The sequence below is a fragment of the Pseudarthrobacter sp. PS3-L1 genome (assembly GCF_030063285.1).
Lineage (GTDB): Bacteria > Actinomycetota > Actinomycetes > Actinomycetales > Micrococcaceae > Arthrobacter.
In genome coordinates, this window is the sequence record NZ_JASISU010000003.1 from 438434 (window position 1) to 455683 (window position 17250).

Genomic DNA, 17250 nt, shown 5'->3' on the forward strand with positions numbered 1-17250 from the left:
GCTTAGGCGTCCTTTTCTGTAGGCAGTACCCAGGGGGTATCGTCGCCGGGTCCTTGGAGGGCAACTGGCGGCCAGAAGTCACCCGAAACAGTGACACCTGCCGTGGCGCCAGCCTCAAGTTCCGCACGGATTTCTTCCGACACGCGGTACGTCATATCCCTGCGCCAGTCGGGGTGGCCATGGACATCGTCGTGATACAGCTCCGCAGGTATCGCCTCAACGAGAGCTGACCGAAGCTCACCAGCGGTGGGGTGCCCCGCAAAGCGCAGCTGGACCGGCCGTTTGGTTGCGGCAGTGACAGTCAGCACCAGAGCTGCACCGCCGTCGTCGGACCGCCCGATCACCAGCACGCCGGAGCGTCCCAAATTGCTCAGTGACAGGCGACGGAACGCCACTCTCGACATCAGGGCAGACGCCGGGACACTGACGCTGCGCAGCAGTTCGCCAGCTGCCAGGCATGTCCTCGAGTCGCCAATCACAACCTCCGCCACTGGGACGGTACGGCGCGCTCCACAGGGACCCAGAATCAGGGCCTGCGCACCCAGGCCAGCAAGAAGGGACGTCATGGGCCCTGCCGGCAGTCCCGTGCAGATATTACCGCCCACCGTGGAGACGTTCCAGATTTTGAAAGAGGCCACAAAAGAGTCGCAGCAGGCACGGATGAGACTCAGGGCAGGCCATTCCTGGGTCCGGTCGGCCAGGAGGGCCGGCAGCGCATAGAGCTCGGCTACCGTACACGTTGCTGCGATCTCCAGGCCGGCATCCGTGACGCTGATGGGCGTCCAACCCGCCCCCGTGAGGTCAAGCAGCCGCTGCAGGGGTGCGGGGCCAAAGGCGTAACTGCCATAGGAGAACAGCACGGTACCACCGGCCAGCCAGGCATCGCCAGGACGGAAAAGCGCAGGATCCTGGGTGTGGATGACGGTGTCAACAGTGGTCAGGTCCATAAAAACTCCTGTTGATGGATCGGGCCATACCCATCCTTGAGGCGGCCTCGTGCCGGCTTGCCGGCCAGCCGTGTGGCCACGATTTCGGCCGCAATGGAGATTGCCACTTCGGCTGGTGTAACAGCGCCAAGGTCAAGGCCTATCGGTGAGTGGAGCCGGGCCACCTCAGCCGTGCTCGTTCCGGCATCCGCCAAGTGGGCGGCTCTCTGGAACTGGCTTTGGCGTGAGCCGATAGCCCCGACGTAGGCCAGGTCAAGGCGCAGCGCCAGATTCAGCAGCGGGATGTCGAACTTTGGATCATGGGAGAGCACGCAGACAACGGTTCGTGTATCCAGGCGACCAGCTGTGGCCTCTGCCGCCAGGTAGCGATGCGGCCAGTCGCCGCGTTGCTGGTCCGCGGCAGCAAAGCGGTCCTGGGCCAGGAACGCTGGCCGTGCATCACAGAGGGTCACGTGATAGCCAAGATGCATGCCCAACGGCAAGAGCGCAGCACCAAAATCATTGGCACCAAAAATCAGCATCCTGGGCTTGGGCAGCTGGCTCTGGACGAGCAGGGTCACCGGTTCCGGCTTCTCCTGGTCGGGACTTTCGCCACCTACTCCATGGCAGGCATCCTGATTGGCCAGCCGCAGGATTTCCGTTCCGCCCGCCCGCAGTAGCGGCACCAGCTGGGTCGTCGCGGCCAGCACGAGTTCGGGCCTACCGTCTAGCAGGTCCAGCAGGTTCGGGGATTCCCGTGGCTCAAATACCATTGGATTCCCAACTGGAACCACGCGCCGCCCACGGCCATCCAAACGTCTGATGAGCGCCATCCCGCGCTCCGCCGTCGCGGTCCCCCCGAGAAGACTCCGGTCCGCGGGCAGATGGAGCGGAGCAATATGCACGTCCAGCACTCCACCGCAGGTGAGTCCGACGGCGAATGAGTCAGCCGCTGTGTAACCGAATCTCTCCTGCCGGGTGGCACCGTCCTCAATGGTTTCCAACGCCATCCCCACCACTGCGCCTTCAACGCACCCACCGGACAGGCTGCCCAACGTGTCACCCAGCTCTGAGACCAGCATCGACGTTCCGACGGGACGTGGAACAGAGCCACTGGCAGCAACCACTGTAGCCACCGCGCATCGCTGGCCCGAGGCCACGGGGTACCAGGAAAGGAGCGCAGGCATCAGGTCCAGCATCAGGCGTCCATCAGCACGTTGAGCGGTCCCCGGGCAGAGTGAGCCAGGAAGGCAGGCAGGACAACTGCAACCCTGGCGAACTCGATCTCACGTATCTGTGCCATCATCATTGCCCCGAGAGGACTGGCGTGGTGACGGGCCAGGGGATGGCGACTGCGCGGGCTTCGGGATTGTCACTCCAGTCACCGGGCCTAGTAGTCAATCCGTGATTCGAGCGTATTCCAGGTAGTGAAAGGCTGGAGTACCGGAGGAGCCGCCAGATCACGGAGGACAAGGCGGCTGACGGGCATGAGCGCGTCCCGGTTGCTGTTCTCGAAGTATTCATAGAAGGCTGCATCATCGAACCCAACAGACGCTGCGTCATACCTGTCTGCGGCAAAGACTACTTTTTCCACCCTGGCCCAAAGGGCGGACGCCAGACACATGGGGCAGGGCTCACAGCTCGCGTAGAGCGTGGCTCCGCTGAGGTCGAAAGTACCAAGCGCTGTGCAGGCGGCCCGGATGGCATTAACTTCAGCGTGGGCCGTGGGGTCGTTCGTGGCTGTGACGCGATTGACCCCGTCGAACGCCTGGCCTTCGGCAATGACGACGACGGCACCAAAGGGCCCTCCGCTGTTACGTACGTTGGCAGTAGCCAGTTCGATGGCCCGGGTAAGAAATTCCTGTGCTGATTCTGCTGACACGGTGGTACTCATGTGCGACTCCCTTGACGTGCGGAAGCCGGCAAATCCGGGGAGTGCTCGGTTCCCGCCGCAGGGGAGGGCAGTCCAGTGCGGTCTTTACCAGGCTTCTGCAGATGCATGTTTAAGGTTCAGTGCGCCTGGTAGATAGCCTCCCGGGTTCGGGTGCTCGCCTTTGGCAAAAACGACACTAGCACCGGAAGGTGATACGCGCCACATTCTTCGGAAAGTTAATTTCGCCATGTGAAATCTATGTTTCCGATGTCTCACACCTCTTCGCCACCACCCTGAACCGCTAGAGAATCACCACAGCTGCGTCATCCACTACAACCCGAACCTCCCATTGCCACCTCACGCACCCTTGGGCGCTGGTCGCATTCCGGGATCATCAGCTAAAAAGTGCTGCGGGAATGCGAGACTGGAGTTGACGCTGCAGGCATCCCACACCCGCCGGCGCATCATCAAGGGGTGGACCATGAGTGAGAACCACAACGACGCGATGGCACATGACGGCAGACGGGAAACCCGCGAGGAACAAGCGGACCGGAACTGGAATGAATTGCTGCAGGAGCTCCGCGTGATGCAGACCGGCACACAAATCCTGGTGGCCTTCCTCTTCACCATTCCGTTCCAGCCACGATTCGGTGAGCTTGATGAAACCCAGCGCATCGCTTACTTGATCCTGGTACTTCTGGCGGGGGTAATGACCGTCCTGCTCCTCGCGCCCATCAGCCTGCACCGCTCGCTCTTTCACCGACGGTTGAAGCGTGAGCTCGTTCGTCGTAGCGCAGTGATCGTCCATGCAGCACTGGTTGGCACAGCGCTCCTGGCTGCCGGCGCGTCTGCACTGGTCTTCGACGTCGTGGTGGGGCGTAGCGCTGGCGTGATTGTTTTTGCTGCACTGCTGACTGCGGCCGCTGTCGTGTGGTTCTTTTATCCACTGGCCTTGGCACGAGGGTCAGTGGTCCATACCGACTAGCACCCAGGACGCCAACCAGCCCGTGGGTGGGACTAGCGGCGGCGGTGAAGCAGCCGTGCGAACAGTCCCGGAGTTCGCTCAACGTCCGCCGGCACATGGAAATCTGGATCCGTACCGCCCCCCGGCGGCACATAAAACGGCTGTGGAACCGCAGGGTGTTCTCTTGCTGGACATGGTTCGGACGGCACGGGTGGTGGTGCAGGTTTCACGGCTTGGCCTCATTTCGACATGTGTCTCAGCGATAAGTTATTGCATTGCGGAAATATATTATTGCTCAGTGGAAAGAGTAAGCCACCCAACGAGGGTAGGCAAGCCGTGTAGATGCCTGCGCCGCCACGGACCCCGCAGGTCGCAAAAAGTAACCCCTGTCACAATCCGTGAATTCGGGAAGTGATGTACACCACGAAAAGTCTGAGCTAATCTGTTGTTCATCTCGTGGACATAGTCCATGAAACCTGGGAGCAGCAGGCAGGGTCGTAATGAGCTGACATCTATCGATGTCGGCTCATTTTTTGTTGGGTCGGCAGCACAAGAAACGCGTGGGAAACACGCGCTTAATTTCTGTGTGGGACGTTTATCCCACACACCAGAAGTTGGGAACCTGACCATGAGCAGCAAGATCATCCTCGGCCACAACCAGTACGGCAAAGCAGAAGTTCGGGTGGTCAAAGTCACCCGTGACACTGAGCGCCACCACATCGAAGATCTCAACGTCACGTCGCAGCTTCGCGGTGACTTCGACGCAGCCCACCTCGAAGGCGACAACGCCCACGTGGTCGCAACGGACACGCAGAAAAATACCGTCTACGCACTGGCGAGGGAGGGAATTGGCTCACCCGAAGCATTCCTGCTGAGGCTGGGCGAACACTTTACCGCCAGCTTCGACTGGGTCACGGGTGGACGCTGGGCAGCCGAAGCCTACAGTTGGGACAGGATCCAGGCCCATGGCGAAGGGCACAACCACTCGTTTGTCCGCAATGGCCAGGAAATCCGCACAGCGGTTTTGGTTCGCGAGGGAGAACACGAACACCTCATTTCGGGCCTCCAGGACCTCACCGTCCTGAAAACAACCGAATCCGGGTTTGTCGGCTTCCCGCGGGAAAAATACACCACCCTGCAGGAGACGACGGACCGGATTCTTGCCACCGACGTCACGGCACGCTGGCGATTCAAAGCCGGCACCGATTTCTCCACCCTCGACTTCAACAAGAATTACGACGACGTCAAGGGACTCCTATTGGAGGGATTCACCGAGAACTACTCCCACGCCCTGCAGCAGACGCTGTTTGACATGGGCACCAAGGTCCTCGAAGCCCACCCGGAGATCGACGAGATCAAGTTTTCGATGCCCAACAAGCACCATTTCCTTGTTGACCTGGCGCCGTTCGGCCTGGACAACCCCAACGAGGTCTTCTTCGCTGCCGACAGGCCATATGGCCTTATCGAGGCCACGGTCCTGCGCGAAGACGCCGTTCCGGCCGACAACGCCTGGTCAGGTATTGCCGGGTTCTGCTGAACCCCTAGCAGCCCGGGAGGGCCCGTCCCTACGGGTCCGCCCGCCCGCTGTGCCGTGCGTAGCGCACATGATCGCCGTCTTGATGTTCCCGACGACGGCACACAGTCACGTATCAGCCAGACAACGTTAGCCAGACAAAGATGTCTGCCATGAACCCAGAAAGTCTGTCATGACCACTAGAAATTCAGCTGCAGCGTCCAGCAAAGCTCGCACCAGGCGCCAGCCCACGGACAGGCCCGAAGATGAGCGCCTCTCCGTCGGCAGCAGTTTTGGCTATGGACTCCAGCACGTCCTCACCATGTACGGCGGAATCATCGCCGTCCCGCTCATTGTTGGCCAGGCCGCAGGACTCTCCACCACGGACATCGGCGTCCTGATCGCCGCAGCGCTATTCATGGGCGGCCTTGCTACCCTCCTGCAGACCATCGGAATTCCTTTCTTCGGATCCCAACTCCCGCTCGTCCAGGGGGTATCTTTCGCCAGTGTTGCCACCATGGTGGCAATTGTGACCACTGGTGGCGGACTGCCAGCGGTGTTCGGAGCTGTTATCGCTTCCGCCGCAATCGGCCTGCTAATTGCTCCCATATTTTCCAAGATCGTGCGGTTCTTCCCCCCAGTGGTCACTGGGACTGTCATCACCACCATTGGCCTTACGCTGATGCCAGTGGCGGCAAACTGGGCCATGGGCGGCAACAGGAAAGCAGAAGACTACGGCAGCGTGGCCAACATCGGACTGGCTGGAATCACCCTTGCCCTGGTCCTCCTTCTGAGCAAAGTGGGCAGCGCCACCATCTCCAGGCTCTCCATCCTGCTCGCCATCGTCATCGGTACAGTGGTCGCCGTGATCACCGGCATGGCAAACTTCTCGAAAGTAGGAGATGGGCCTATTGTCGCGTTTCCCACGCCTTTCGCTTTGGGCATGCCCACGTTCGAAATTGCCGCCATCATCTCCATGGTCATCGTTGTCCTGGTGATCCTGACCGAAACCATGGCGGACATCCTTGCCGTGGGTGAAATTGTAGGGACCAAAACCGATTCGAAGCGCATTGCCGCTGGCCTGCGCGCAGACATGGTGTCCAGCCTGGTGGCCCCCGTCTTTGGGTCTTTCACGCAGAGTGCGTTTGCCCAGAACGTAGGCCTGGTGGCTGTCACCAAAATCAAGAGCCGCTATGTGGTTGCCGCGGGCGGTGTGATCCTGGTGCTCCTGGGTCTGCTTCCTGTCATGGGACGCGTTGTGGGTGCCGTACCCACAGCTGTCCTGGGTGGCGCGGGTATTGTCCTCTTCGGCACGGTCGCGGCCAGTGGTATCCGCACGCTCGCCAAGGTGGAATACCGCAACAATATGAACCTCATCATCGTTGCAGCTTCCATCGGCTTCGGCATGATTCCCATCGCAGCACCGACTTTTTACGACAGGTTCCCCACCTGGTTCGCCACAATCTTCCATTCCGGTATCAGCTCGGCCGCCATTATGGCGATCCTGTTGAACCTGCTCTTCAACCACCTCAAGGCAGGAAACTCTGAGAACCAGTCGGTTTTCGCAGCCGGGACGGGCCGTGTGATCCGCGAGGAAGACCTTGCCCGCCTCGCTGAGGGCGACCGCGTTGAGAACGGCAGGCTCATCGACTGCCACGGCAACGAGGTACCGCTGGACACCGGGATGACGCCCATCCAGCCTGCCGGGAAGGCAGAAGGACACTGACCCATGCAACACAGGACGACGGCGGCCACTCCAGTGGAGGGGCCGCCGTCGCCGGTGGTCAGGACAGCGCGCCAGACACCCGAGGGCGCCCTGTCCTCAGGTGCGGTTCAGCTCATCCGCAATGGCCTTCGCTGCTTCACGGAGCAGCGGAACAGCACGATCAGCAAACGACTCATCCACCCGGGAAACGGGTCCGGATACCGAGATCGCCGTTGGGGTTGGAGCGCCGGGAACGGCCATGGCGAAACAGCGAACGCCCAGTTCCTGCTCTTCCTCATCAATGGAGTAGCCACGGGAGCGGATAATTTTCAGGTCTGCAAGAAGTGCGTCAATATCACCAATACTCTTTGCGGTGGGCGTCGGCATTCCACTGCGCTGCACAATCCCGCGCACCACGTCGTCATCGAGCTGGGCCAGGATTGCCTTGCCGACACCGGTGGCATGGGTGTGTGCTCGGCGGCCCACCTCAGTGAACATGCGCATCGAGTGCAGCGACGGGACCTGGGCCACATAGATGACCATGTCAGAATCCAGAACCGCCATGTTGGAGGTCTCACCAAGCCGGTCCACCAGGGATTTGAGTTGCGGACGGGCAACGGCACCCAGCTGCTTGTTGGCACCTTCGCCCAGCCGAATCAGGCGGGGGCCCAGCGCATAGCGGCGGTTGGGAAGCTGCCGGATGTAACCCAGGGACACCAGTGTCCGCAGGAGCCGGTGGATGGTGGGCAACGGCAGCTCGGTGGAGGAGGAGAGTTCACTGAGCGTGACGTCACCGCCGGCATCCGTGATCAGTTCCAGGAGTTCGAAGACGCGCTCAACCGACTGCACGCCTCCCGTGGCTTTCTCGGCCATAAATCTTGTCCTCCTGAGCTCGACCGTGGCATTGGATATCCACATCGTGAAAATTCATTGATCCCCAAGATACCCCACGAAGAGTACGTCAGTCAGAAAGCGTGGGGGTTGTATTTCCACAAAGTAGATAATAATATCCATAATACGAAATTAATTAGGTAGCCCAAAAGCTGACCATCACCAGGAGGATCATTCAATGGCGAACCCGAGTCCCGGAAATTCCATCACGCTCCGCGTGGAAGCCCCATCCAGCTTCAGTGCCACCAGCGAATTGGCAGCAGCAGTGGGCAGCGCCGGAGCCGCAATCACCGCCCTGGATGTCACTGAGTCCCACCACGAGACTCTGGTTGTTGACGTCACGTGCAATACCACCGACGACGATCACGCAGCCCGCGTCAGGGATGCCCTGAACGAGCTCGACGGCGTCACCGTCCGGAACGTCTCGGACCGCACCTTCCTGATGCACCTGGGCGGCAAACTTGAGGTTGTCCCGAAAGTCGCCCTGCGCAACCGCGACGATCTCTCCCGCGCCTACACACCCGGCGTCGCCCGTGTCTGCATGGCCATCGCCGAAGATCCCGGAGCTGCCCGCAACCTGACCATCAAGCGCAACACCATTGCAGTTGTCACGGACGGTTCCGCCGTCCTGGGCCTGGGCAACATTGGTCCTGCCGCGGCACTGCCGGTCATGGAGGGCAAAGCCGCCCTCTTCAAGCAGTTTGCCAATGTTGATGCCTGGCCCGTCTGCTTGGACACACAGGACACCGAGGAGATCATCAGCATCGTCAAGGCCCTGGCCCCCGTCTACGGCGGCGTGAATCTGGAAGACATCGCTGCCCCCCGCTGCTTCGAAATCGAGAACCGCCTACGCGCCGAACTGGACATCCCGGTGTTCCACGACGACCAGCACGGCACGGCAATCGTCACACTGGCAGCGCTGGTCAACGCACTCCGGGTGGTCGGCAAGAAGCTTGCGGACGTCAAGATCGTGGTCTCCGGCGTAGGAGCTGCAGGCTCAGCGATCATCCAGCTGCTCAACGCCCAGGGCGCCCAGAACATCGTGGCGGCCGGGCGCTCGGGAGCCATCCATTCCGGGGGCAGCTATGACGATGAACACCGGTCTTGGATCGCAGCCAACACCAACCCCGGCGGATTCTCTGGAACCCTGCACGAGGCAATGGTTGGTGCGGATGTCTTCATCGGCGTCAGTGCTCCGCATGTGATTGGCGAGGAACAGGTTGCATCGATGGCAGGGAAGGCTATCGTGTTCGCCATGGCCAACCCCACGCCGGAGATCGACCCCACCATCGCTTCCAAGCACGCTGCCGTCGTTGCAACGGGCCGTAGCGACTTCCCGAACCAGATCAACAACGTCCTGGCCTTCCCCGGATTCTTCCGTGGCCTACTCGACGCTGGTGCCTCGGATATCACCCCCGACATGCTGGTGGCCGCAGCAGAGGCAATCGCCAACCGCGTGGCCGAAGCTGAGCTCAATGCAAGCTACATCATTCCCAGCGTGTTCGATCCCCATGTGGCCGCCGACGTCGCCACCGCTGTAGCAAACGCTGCCCACGCGAATGCAGCGCGCGCCGCAGCAGCGCTCTAAACCACCGCCCTACGAAAGGACCGCCACCATGGCTCTCACTGTCAAAGCCCCGCAGCCAATCGACCGGGAAGAGGAAATCCTCACCCCGGAGGCGCTTGCCTTCGTCGAGGAACTGCAACGCCGGTTCGCAGGCACCCGATCGGACCTCCTGGGGGCCCGGGTTGCCAAGCGCGAGGGCGTGGCCCGCACCGGCAAGCTGGATTTCCTGCCGGAAACCCAGGACGTCCGCGACGGCGGCTGGACAGTAGCCGCGGCTCCCCCTGCCCTGCAGGACCGGCGGGTGGAAATGACAGGACCGGCGGCACCGGCAAAAATGGCCATCAACGCGCTGAACTCCGGCGCCAAGGTATGGCTGGCGGACCTTGAGGACGCGAGCACTCCCACGTGGTCCAACGTGGTGGAGTCCATCCTGAACCTTCGGGACGCCGCGGCCGGGACTCTTTCCTTCACATCAGACGAGGGAAAAGAGTACCGGTTGCGGACCGATGCGCCGCTTGCCGTGGTGGTGGCTCGTCCACGCGGCTGGCACATGAGCGAGAAGCACCTGCTGCTCGACGGCGAACCCGTTGTGGGGGCGCTGGTGGACTTCGGCCTGCACTTCTTCCACACCGCCAAGGCGCTGATTGAGAATGGCCAGGGACCCTATTACTACCTGCCCAAAATAGAAAGCCACCTTGAGGCTCGCCTGTGGAACGATGTTTTTGTCTTTGCCCAGGACTACCTGCAGATCCCGCAGGGCACCATCCGGGCCACCGTTTTGATCGAGACTATCCCGGCAGCCTTCGAGATGGACGAGATCCTCTATGAATTGCGAAACCATGCCTCCGGGCTGAATGCTGGCCGCTGGGATTACCTTTTCAGCATCATCAAGTACTTCCGGGACGCCGGTGGGCAGTTTGTCCTGCCGGACCGCGCTTCCGTGGCCATGACGGCACCTTTCATGCGGGCCTATACAGAGCTTCTGGTCAAGACCTGCCATGCCCGCGGTGCGTTTGCCATGGGCGGGATGGCCGCCGTGATCCCCAACCGCCGGGAACCCGATGTCACCACCGCTGCCTTCGAGAAGGTCCGGGCCGACAAGACCCGCGAGGCCAACGACGGATTCGATGGTTCCTGGGTGGCCCACCCAGATTTGGTGCCCACCTGCCGTGAAGTGTTTGACGCCGTCCTGGGTGATCGTCCCAACCAGTTGGACAAGCAGCGCCCCGAGGTCCATGTCACAGCAGAACAGTTGCTCGACGTCAGCAGCGCCGACGGCAACGTCACCGAAAAGGGCATGCGGGCCAACCTCTATGTTGCCGTCGCCTATACGGCAGTCTGGCTCTCCGGCAACGGCGCTGTAGCGATCCACAACCTGATGGAGGACGCTGCCACGGCAGAAATCTCCCGTTCCCAGGTCTGGCAGCAGCTGCGCAACAAGGCTGTCCTGGCGGACACCGGGGCACAGGTCACACCAGAACTGGTGAAAGGCATCCTTGCAGAGGAAACCGAACGCCTTCGTGGTGAGGTCAGCGAAGAAGCCTTTGCCAGCTACTACCTGCCAGCCTCGGAGCTGATCGGCAGCATCTGCCTCTCTGAGGGTTACACGGACTTCCTCACCCTGCCCGCCTACGAAATCCTTGAAGGCTGAGTCATGGCCGAACTCTCCCTGACCAGCGCGGACCTTGCCCAGATTGAGGTGACGCTGGCAAAGACCGATCAGCTCCTCCACACCAATTACCCCGGTGACGATGGCTCCCGCCAGCCCATCCACACCGTCTACGTTCCCGCCGACAGCTTCACGCCGTCACTCGCCGCAGACTGGGGCAGCCAGGCCCTTGCTGCAGTGGCCGACTCTGGCGGGCTGGGCAGCCTCGGAGCACTCCTGGGCCAGGAAGAACACCTGGCTTCAGCCGTGGCCGAACGGGTTGCCGGCAAGCTTGCCACCGAGCCCATCGAGGACCTTCGCCTCGATTTCGAGGATGGTTACGGGGACCGTGGGGAGGCCACCGAGGACGCCGACGCCGTTGCTGCCGCCACAGCTGTTGCCTCGGCAGTGAAAGCTGGAACAGCGCCACCCTTCATAGGTATCCGGTTCAAGTGTTTTGAGGAACAGACCCGGGCACGTGGCCTGCGGACCCTTGACCTCTTTGTGTCCACGCTGGTCCGTGCCGGGGACTTGCCAGCAGGCCTGATCCTGACGCTGCCCAAGGTCACCACCGTGGCCCAGGTCAAGGCGATGGACTTCGCTCTCTCGCGCCTGGAGGAAATCCATGGACTGCCCGCTGGCCGCCTGCGATTCGAGGTACAGGTTGAAACGCCACAGCTCATCCTGGGTCCTGATGGAACCTCCCCTGTTGCCCAATTGCCCCATGTGGTGCCGGGGCGGATCAGCGCACTCCACTACGGGACCTATGACTACTCGGCCTCGCTGCAGATTTCTGCCGAGTACCAATCCATGGAGCACCCGGTCGCGGACTTCGCCAAGGAAGTCATGCAGTTGGCCGTGGCCGGCACCGGCATCCGGCTCTCCGACGGTTCCACCAACATCATTCCGGTAGGCGACAACGTTGACAACGCCTGGCGCCTGCACGGCCGCCTGGTCCGCCGGTCGCTGGAGCGCGGCTACTACCAGGGCTGGGATCTACATCCGGCACAACTGCCCAGCCGCTTCTCTGCCAGCTACGCGTTCTACCGTGAGGGCCTGCCCGCCGCGGCACTCCGGCTTCGGAACTACGTGGAACAGACGGCGGGCGGGGTCATGGATGAGCCCGCCACTGCCCGCGCCCTGGCTGGCTTCATTCTCCGCGGTGTCCAGTGCGGCGCCGTTGGTGCCGACGAGGTCCGCGAACTGACCGGCGTCGACCTTTCCCGCCTCACTGTCCTGGCCCACCCCCGGTTGGCCACTTCCATCTCCTAAACCAAAGGATTTCCCCATGGGCAAGTACTATTCCCCGCAAGGCGGCCTGCCGCCGCAGACGCACCTGACCACAGAGCGCGCCATCGTCACCGAGGCATACACGGTGATCCCCAAGGGCGTCATGACGGACATCGTCACAAGCAACCTGCCGGGCTTCACCAACACCCGCTCGTGGATCATTGCGCGGCCCATCTCGGGCTTTGCCACCACCTTCTCGCAGCTGATCGTGGAGATCGGCCCCGGAGGCGGCGCACCGCGCGCTGAATTTGAAGCAGGCGTTGAAGGCGTTATTTTTGTTACCCAGGGCAAGGTCAACCTGACCCTTGAGGGCGAACTCCACCACCTGGACGAAGGCGGCTACGCCTACCTTGCTGCCGGTTCGCAATGGGGGCTGGAGAACGTCACCGGGGAGGTTGTGTCTTTCCAGTGGATTCGCAAAGCGTACGAGCGACTTGAAGGCTACGAAGCCAAGTCCTTCGTGACCAGCGACGATGCCGTTGAACCCACGGCCATGCCCGATACCAACGGAGCGTGGAAGACCACGCGCTTCACCGATTCCTCGGACCTGGCGCATGATATGCAGGTCAATATTGTGACGTTCCAGCCCGGTGGCGTCATTCCGTTCCCGGAAACCCATGTCATGGAGCACGGCCTCTACGTCCTCGAAGGCAAGGCCATGTACCTGCTGAACAACGATTGGGTGGAGGTGGAGGCCGGTGATTTCATGTGGCTCCGCGCTTTCTGCCCACAGGCCTGCTACGCCGGCGGGCCGGGCGAATTCCGCTACCTGCTGTACAAGGACATGAACCGCCAGATCCGCCTGACCTGAACAACGCTGCCTACGTTGCCGCCAAGCACGCTGTCGGAGGGCTGACCGAGGCTGACGCCTTCGAGAACGCCACCCGGGACGTATTGCCCCTGTCCCTCGTTTGATCAGTAACGGAAGGTGGCATCATGCTGATCACACTCACGGGTATCGATGGCTCAGGCAAAACGACGGCGGCCCGCAACCTCGCAGGCTGGTATCACCAGGAGGGAGGCAAAGCCCTCCTGCTCAAGAACTGTGCGGGCCGTCGTTTCATGACTGTATGGAGCCGGAGACTGGGCATCAACCTGAACCCGCGGGTTGCCGACGCAGCTGAGACGGTAGTCCGCACGATCAATGTCCTGGTCTCCCACGCGCGGGCCCGCGCCTTCGACGGGCTGGTGGTCATGGACCGGGACCTGCACTGCCAGCTGGCCTTGCGTGAAGCGCGCGGACTTCCCCGCGGCACAGTCCTGCCGTGGCTGAACAAAGTGTTGCCCACGCCCGACGCTGTTATCCACCTCTATGTTTCGCCGCCCCGGGCCCATGACAGGATCCTCACCAGGGCCACGGACGAGGAAACTGTAGCCGACCTGAAGAACTTGTTGGAGGGCTATCGCCGGCTTCCAGAATATGCCGACTGGACTGTTGTCGACGCCGAAGCGTCACCGGGCGAGGTACTGCAGCGCGTGCGCCAGGCCACATTTGAGACCCAACTGCTCAAGGTTTAGTCAAGAATGTGCCCACGCGGGCATTCCATGCAGCGCATACCACTTTTTCAAGGTAAGTTTAAGTCACGTTCTCCGGTTTCCCCCAAGACTGGAGAGCCAGGAAGCCCCCAAGCTTGAGTCTCCGGATTCGCTGGGGGCTTCCACCCATTAAGGGGTAGGCCGGAAATCCTTGCTACAGGCGTCCACATGAGTCGTCAACGCACGTGTGACACGCCATATGACAGAGTGTCACACCCATGACGCCGATGGCCGCACCGTTCGGCGGCCACCACCAAGGGCGTGCAGGCACTGCCTCGTTTTATTGCTAGCGTTGGCCCATGAACAACAAACAGCTGTGGGTCGGTATCCTCTTTGGCGCCGCCATAGGGTTTGGACTCGGAATAGCCCTGTTCGACAAGCCATTCACCGGGCTCTTCGTTGGCGTTCTGCTGGGTGCCCTGATTGGCCTGGGGTTCCGTCCGGATCCAAGAAAGCGGTAGCTTAGCCGTCAGCAGCCAGGCGGCTCCGAATTTCTTTCCGCAGGACCTTGCCAATCAGGGACCGCGGCAGTTCATCAAGAATTTCTACCCGGCGGGGAACCTTGTAGGCAGTGAGTGTGCCACGGGCAAAATCAGTGAACGCAGACGAATCGAAGGTGACCCCCTCTTCCGGGACAACAGCGGCCACCACATCCTCCCCACCGCCCAGGCGGGGAAGACCCACCACGGCGAGTTCCTTGATGCCGGGGTAGGCGCTAAGAACGTCCTCGACTTCCACGGGGGAGACATTGAAGCCACCCGTGATGATGAGCTCCTTGATCCTGTCCCGGATGGTCAGGAAATGGTCCGAATCAATGGAAACAATGTCACCGGTACGGAACCAGCCGCCGTCGAGCAGGACTTCCTCGGTTTCTTCGGGCCGCTTCCAGTACCCGGCAAACACCTGAGGTCCCCGGACCAGGAGTTCCCCAGCCTGGCCCTGCGCGCGGTCCTCAGCAACATTGTCAGGGTTGACAACCCGAATGTCCGTCAGCGGGAAGGGAACTCCCACGGTTCCCGGCTTCCGCGAAGCGCCGATCGGGTTGCCAGCCAGAATCGGCGAGGTCTCCGTCAGCCCATACCCCTCGATAAGGAATCCGCCAGTGGCCCTTTCCCAGGTTTCCACTGTGGCAACGGGCAGGTTCATGGCCCCGGAAATGGCGAATCGAATGCTCTTCAGGCTCACGTTGTTCTCAGCTGCAGCAGAGGCGATCCGGTCATAGATCGGCGGGACAGCTGGCAGGAATGTGGCGGGTGACTTCTTCATCGCTTCCATGACCAAGCCGACGTCGAACTTGGGAAACAGGACCAGCTTGGCACCAATACTGAAGGCAAACGTCATGCACAGTGTCAGGCCATAGGCGTGGAACATTGGCAGGACCCCGTAGACGGTTTCCTTGCCATCCCGGAGTCCCGGCACCCAGGCGCGGCCCTGCGCCGCATTGGCCCGGAGGTTGGAGTGGCTCAGCATGGCACCTTTTGGCGCTCCAGTGGTGCCGCTGGTGTACTGCAAAACTGCGAGGTCGTGGGCAGCGGGGCGTGGATGCCTTTTGCGCAGTTCGCCTGATTTCAGCAGTGACTTCCAGGGCACCAGTGCGCGGGGGACGGGCCCGGCGCCCAGCGCCATTTCCGCACGTGTTGCCGCGAGCGCGGCACGCCCCGCCCTGGCCGCAGCCACCGGCAGCTTCAGTGCCAGTCGCTTGGCCAGGGGCATGGCCGGGATCAATTCAACGGAAATGATAGTGCGCACGGGGATATCCGCCGGCAGCTGGCGAATCCTGCCGGCAACCCTGTCCCACACAATCGCCACCGTGGCACCGTGATCCTCAAACTGGTGGCGCAGTTCCCTGTCGGTGTAGAGCGGATTGTGCTCCACCACTACTGCACCTAGGCGCAAGACAGCATGAAAGGCGACGATGTGCTGCGGGCAGTTGGGGAGCACCAGCGCTACCCTGTCTCCGGCCCGGACGCCAAGCTTCTTCAGGCCTGCGGCGGTCCGGCTGATCTGCTTGCCCAGCTCACGGTAGGACGTTGTGGCACCGAAGAATTCCAGCGCGGTCTTTGCCCCGAAACGCCGCACGGACTGATCCATCAGATCAACCAGCGAACCTGTTGGCAGCGTCATTTCCCTGGGCACCCCGGGTGCGTAGTGGGCAGTCCATGGCCTGCTGGCCCATGCTGACTCCGGGGCTGACCCCGCACGCTGGAAGAACTTGATCATGCCTGACCCCTGCCCGGGACACCTAAGTATCACCTGATTGCGCACCGTCCGGTTACCCTCCGATCCTATCTGCGCCAACCGTGGAAACTCTCCAAAGTGTGCGGGAAGACGCGCGGATTACTGTCCTGACGCCCTGCGACTGGTCCGTGTATTTGCCGTGGGCTGAGAGCAGAGTACCCTTGTGAGGTTAGGACAGCCTTGCCTGACTTCTATTTCCTGAAAGTCACCAATCATGACAGCAAATTTTCTCATCGGACTGCGGGAGGGCCTTGAAGCCTCCCTGATTGTGGTGCTCCTCCTGGCTTATGTCGCCAAGACGGGACGCCAGCACCTCATTCCCCGGATCTGGTGTGGCGTCGGCCTTGCCCTTGGCGTTTCCCTTGGTTTTGGGGCACTCCTGACATTTGGTCCGCGCGGGCTGACATTTGAGGCCCAGGAAGCAATTGGCGGTGGCCTGTCGGTGCTTGCCGTAGGACTGGTCACGTGGATGGTGTTCTGGATGGCCAGGACTGCCCGCTCCCTAGGTTCTGAGCTGCGGAGCAGCGTAGACAAAGCAGCCGACGGCGCCGCCTGGGGCCTGGTGATCGTGGCGGCTCTCGCCGTGGGTCGCGAAGGACTGGAGACAGCCCTGTTTCTCTGGGCCGCAGCCCAGGCAACCGGACAAACCACGATTCCGCTGCTGGGCGCCGTTCTGGGCCTGGGAGTGGCAGCATTCCTTGGCTACCTCCTGCACCGCGGCGTCCTAAAGGTTAATCTCTCGCGGTTCTTCACCTGGACGGGCGCAGCCCTGATCATCATTGCTGGCGGCGTCCTTGCCTACGGCATCCATGACCTCCAGGAGGCGGGCATCCTCCCGGGACTTAACACGCTGGCCTTCGATCTTTCAGTAACCATCCCGCCGTCGTCCTGGTACGGGACGCTCCTAAAAGGGACGCTGAACTTCTCCCCCGCCACCACGTGGCTGGAAGCGACAGCCTGGGTCGCGTACGTCATCCCCACCATGTATTTCTACCTGCGTTCACATCGCCGCAGCCAGGCACCACAGCTTTCAGGGCCACCGGCTGCACCAGCACCCGTCGACGCCGCGGCCGTCTCGACCGTTGTCAACTGATCCGCC

The 17250-nt window shown here is 61.7% G+C and carries 15 protein-coding genes; 10 read left to right on the forward strand and 5 right to left on the reverse strand.

What is annotated here, in order from left to right; all coding sequences use genetic code 11:
- Positions 1–2: 2 nt before the first annotated feature.
- The 3 genes from QMG79_RS09955 to QMG79_RS09965 form a co-directional block, all read right to left on the reverse strand.
- Positions 3–947, reverse strand: a complete 945-nt coding sequence (locus QMG79_RS09955) for an FAD binding domain-containing protein (protein ID WP_283538430.1) — start codon at positions 945–947, stop codon at positions 3–5.
- Positions 938–2125, reverse strand: a complete 1188-nt coding sequence (locus QMG79_RS09960) for an XdhC family protein (RefSeq protein WP_283538431.1) — start codon at positions 2123–2125, stop codon at positions 938–940. Before QMG79_RS09960 ends, QMG79_RS09955 begins: the two co-directional genes overlap by 10 nt.
- 191 nt (positions 2126–2316) lie before the next feature.
- A complete protein-coding gene (locus tag QMG79_RS09965) occupies positions 2317–2820 on the reverse strand; it encodes a nucleoside deaminase (RefSeq protein WP_283538432.1) in 504 nt (167 codons plus the stop codon).
- Between the two features lie 460 nt (positions 2821–3280).
- On the opposite strand from QMG79_RS09965, the gene QMG79_RS09970 reads away from it, so the two are divergent.
- The 3 genes from QMG79_RS09970 (at position 3281) to QMG79_RS09980 (ending at position 7002) form a co-directional block, all read left to right on the forward strand.
- Positions 3281–3784: a DUF6328 family protein gene (locus QMG79_RS09970; protein ID WP_283538433.1), complete on the forward strand. Its 504-nt coding sequence runs from the start codon at positions 3281–3283 to the stop codon at positions 3782–3784.
- Positions 3785–4391: 607 nt separating this feature from the next.
- The gene (pucL, locus tag QMG79_RS09975; protein WP_283538434.1) at positions 4392–5300 is read left to right on the forward strand and encodes a factor-independent urate hydroxylase; all 909 of its coding nucleotides are present in this window, start codon (positions 4392–4394) and stop codon (positions 5298–5300) included.
- Positions 5301–5469: 169 nt separating this feature from the next.
- Entirely contained in the window at positions 5470–7002 is a 1533-nt protein-coding gene (locus QMG79_RS09980; protein WP_283538435.1) for a nucleobase:cation symporter-2 family protein, read from the forward strand.
- 96 nt (positions 7003–7098) lie between these two features.
- Here the strand turns inward: QMG79_RS09980 and QMG79_RS09985 are convergent, their stop codons facing one another.
- Positions 7099–7854, reverse strand: coding sequence for an IclR family transcriptional regulator (locus QMG79_RS09985; protein WP_283538436.1), 756 nt, complete (start codon positions 7852–7854; stop codon positions 7099–7101).
- A 196-nt stretch (positions 7855–8050) separates the two neighbouring features.
- Here QMG79_RS09985 and QMG79_RS09990 point away from each other — a divergent pair, with 196 nt between their 5' ends.
- The 6 genes from QMG79_RS09990 (at position 8051) to QMG79_RS10015 (ending at position 14374) form a co-directional block, all read left to right on the forward strand.
- Positions 8051–9460: an NAD-dependent malic enzyme gene (locus tag QMG79_RS09990; RefSeq protein WP_283538437.1), complete on the forward strand. Its 1410-nt coding sequence runs from the start codon at positions 8051–8053 to the stop codon at positions 9458–9460.
- A gap of 28 nt (positions 9461–9488) precedes the next feature.
- A complete protein-coding gene (gene aceB / locus QMG79_RS09995; RefSeq protein ID WP_283538438.1) occupies positions 9489–11090 on the forward strand; it encodes a malate synthase A in 1602 nt (533 codons plus the stop codon).
- Between the two features lie 3 nt (positions 11091–11093).
- Positions 11094–12359 carry a DUF6986 family protein gene (locus tag QMG79_RS10000; protein ID WP_283538439.1) on the forward strand — a complete coding sequence of 422 codons (1266 nt, stop codon included), beginning with the start codon at positions 11094–11096 and terminating at the stop codon, positions 12357–12359.
- Between the two features lie 16 nt (positions 12360–12375).
- Positions 12376–13188: a bifunctional allantoicase/(S)-ureidoglycine aminohydrolase gene (locus QMG79_RS10005; protein WP_283538440.1), complete on the forward strand. Its 813-nt coding sequence runs from the start codon at positions 12376–12378 to the stop codon at positions 13186–13188.
- 125 nt (positions 13189–13313) lie between these two features.
- Positions 13314–13895, forward strand: coding sequence for a dTMP kinase (locus tag QMG79_RS10010; protein WP_283538441.1), 582 nt, complete (start codon positions 13314–13316; stop codon positions 13893–13895).
- Positions 13896–14212: 317 nt separating this feature from the next.
- Entirely contained in the window at positions 14213–14374 is a 162-nt protein-coding gene (locus tag QMG79_RS10015; protein WP_283538442.1) for a hypothetical protein, read from the forward strand.
- Position 14375: 1 nt separating this feature from the next.
- On the opposite strand, the gene QMG79_RS10020 is transcribed toward QMG79_RS10015, so the two are convergent.
- A complete protein-coding gene (locus tag QMG79_RS10020; protein WP_283538443.1) occupies positions 14376–16133 on the reverse strand; it encodes a long-chain-fatty-acid--CoA ligase in 1758 nt (585 codons plus the stop codon).
- Positions 16134–16365: 232 nt separating this feature from the next.
- Between QMG79_RS10020 and efeU the strand changes: the two genes are divergently transcribed.
- Positions 16366–17244, forward strand: coding sequence for an iron uptake transporter permease EfeU (gene efeU / locus QMG79_RS10025; protein ID WP_283538444.1), 879 nt, complete (start codon positions 16366–16368; stop codon positions 17242–17244).
- The last annotated feature ends 6 nt before the right edge of the window (positions 17245–17250 follow it).